Below are 1,928 nucleotides of genomic sequence, written 5' to 3'. Positions count from 1 at the left end.
ACAGAATGATGGCGAGGTTCACGGTGCCGGGTCGCACGACAAGACCGGGAAACATTGCCCGGCTGATGACCCCAACGGCAAACTGGACATCGTCAAGTGCTCGGGCTATTGGCTCAAGGACGCCGAGAAACGCGGCATCAAGCATATTTGCTGGGACGGATGCATGTTCCCCAATGCAACGCTCGAAGATCCTCACACATGGAACACGATCCTCGATACCATGATCAAGGTCCGCGACACGCATTGCGCCTCGCAAACGGCCTAAACAGCTTGCTGATTTAATTGAAATTTAAATCGCAGCGGTGAGCCGTGGGCCGTAAGACACCGGGTAAATCGTGGAACCCGGCCGCTTACGCGTCACGGCTCACTAATTCAACAAGCCGTAAACCACTTCTGCAAACGAATCAAACTCGCTTACAAACGCAACAAGGAAACACACACGATGAAGCCGCTGAATATTGGGATGGTTGGATATGGGTTCATGGGACGAACTCACTCGAACGGTTATGCCCAAGCGAACCACTTTTTCCCATGCGAATACAAGCCGGTCCTAAAAGCGGTATGTGCCCGCAATAAAGAAAAGGCGCAAGCGTTCGCGGATAACTGGGGTTATGAATCGGTCGAAACCGATTGGCGCGAGATGCTAAAGCGTGACGACATCGACGCGATCGATGTCTGTACGCCCAACAACTTGCACAAAGAAATTTCGATCGCCGCCGCCGAAGCGGGCAAGATGGTGCTGTGCGAAAAGCCGCTTGCACTGAATCAAGCCGATGGCGAAGAGATGTGCCAAGCGGTCGAAAAGGCCGGCGTCAAAAACATGGTCTGGTACAACTATCGCCGCGTTCCCGCCGTCACGCTGGCCAAACAATTGATCGACGAAGGTCGCTTGGGGCGGATCTTTCACTACCGAGCGAACTTCCTGCAAGACTGGACGATCAATGCCGACGTGCCTCAGGGTGGTGCGGCGACGTGGCGTTTGGATGCCGAAGCGGCCGGCAGCGGCGTGACCGGTGACTTGTTGGCCCACTGTATCGATACAGCACTTTGGCTGAACGGCAGCATCAAGGATGTCTCGGCAATGACCGAAACGTTTGTCAAAGAACGAATGCACAGCGAAACGGGCAAGAAAGAGCCGGTCAAGATCGACGACGCATGCAGCTTCTTCTGTCACTTCGACAACGGCTCGCTCGGTTTGTTCGAATCGACTCGTTACGCACGCGGACACAAGGCACTGTACACCTTTGAAATCAATGGCGAAAACGCCTCGATTCGCTGGGACCTGCACGATCTGCATCGCCTCGAATACTTTGACCACGCGGACGATTCGATCGTTCGCGGTTGGCGAAGTGTTCACATCAGCGACGGCGAACAACCGTACATGAAAAATTGGTGGGTTCCCGGCTTGAACATCGGTTACGAACATACGTTCATTCACCAAGTCGCCGACTTCCTGAAATCACTGGAAACCGGCGAACAAATGCACCCCAGTTTCCGCGATGCACTCGAAACGCAAAAGGTTTGCGACGCGGTCTTGGATAGTGCAGCCCAACGCGCCTGGAAGGACGTCTAATGACTCGCGAAGATTTGCTCTTGGCACTGCAAACCGTTCATCAAGAACTGGAAAACGCGGACGACCTCGCAGAGGAGGACGTTGCTCGATTGCGGCAAACCATGGCTGAAATTGAGTCGGTGCTGGGGCGAAGCGACGACGAAGAGAGCTCGCTGAGTGACCAGATCAGCGAATCGGCGCGTCAATTTGAAAAGTCGCATCCGCTGCTGACCAACACGCTCGGCCGCATCGCTGACATGCTGCAGCAAATGGGCATCTAGTTCGGCGGCACTGCGTTTCTCTGCTGAGCGCTCACTGTAGCGAAAGTCGCCAAGACTTTCGGGCCGAGCGGGCGACCCCAGACGAAAGTCTTGCC

Annotated in this window: 2 protein-coding genes and 1 pseudogene; all 3 read left to right on the top strand. The window is 54.9% G+C overall.

Going from position 1 to position 1,928, the window contains the following annotated elements; translation table 11 throughout:
- Window positions 1-265, top strand: a pseudogene (locus tag RMSM_RS19250) (sugar phosphate isomerase/epimerase); the annotation flags it as partial.
- Between the two features lie 177 nt (window positions 266-442).
- Window positions 443-1,573, top strand: coding sequence for a Gfo/Idh/MocA family protein (locus RMSM_RS19245; protein WP_008699862.1), 1,131 nt, complete (start codon window positions 443-445; stop codon window positions 1,571-1,573).
- Window positions 1,573-1,833, top strand: a complete 261-nt coding sequence (locus RMSM_RS19240) for a DUF4404 family protein (protein WP_008699861.1) — start codon at window positions 1,573-1,575, stop codon at window positions 1,831-1,833. The genes RMSM_RS19245 and RMSM_RS19240 overlap by 1 nt, the downstream gene beginning before the upstream one ends.
- Window positions 1,834-1,928 lie beyond the last annotated feature (95 nt).

The organism is Rhodopirellula maiorica SM1, from assembly GCF_000346295.1.
Lineage (GTDB): Bacteria > Planctomycetota > Planctomycetia > Pirellulales > Pirellulaceae > Novipirellula > Novipirellula maiorica.
The sequence above is the reverse complement of the archived record's forward strand: the minus strand, read 5'-3'. Positions and strand labels throughout refer to the sequence as shown.

What these genes read in the sequence shown, in the direction of transcription:
- RMSM_RS19245 (WP_008699862.1), top strand. Translation starts at nt 443, where the DNA reads ATGAAGCCGCTGAATATTGGGATGGTTGGATATGGGTTCATGGGACGA.
- RMSM_RS19240 (WP_008699861.1), top strand. Translation starts at nt 1,573, where the DNA reads ATGACTCGCGAAGATTTGCTCTTGGCACTGCAAACCGTTCATCAAGAA.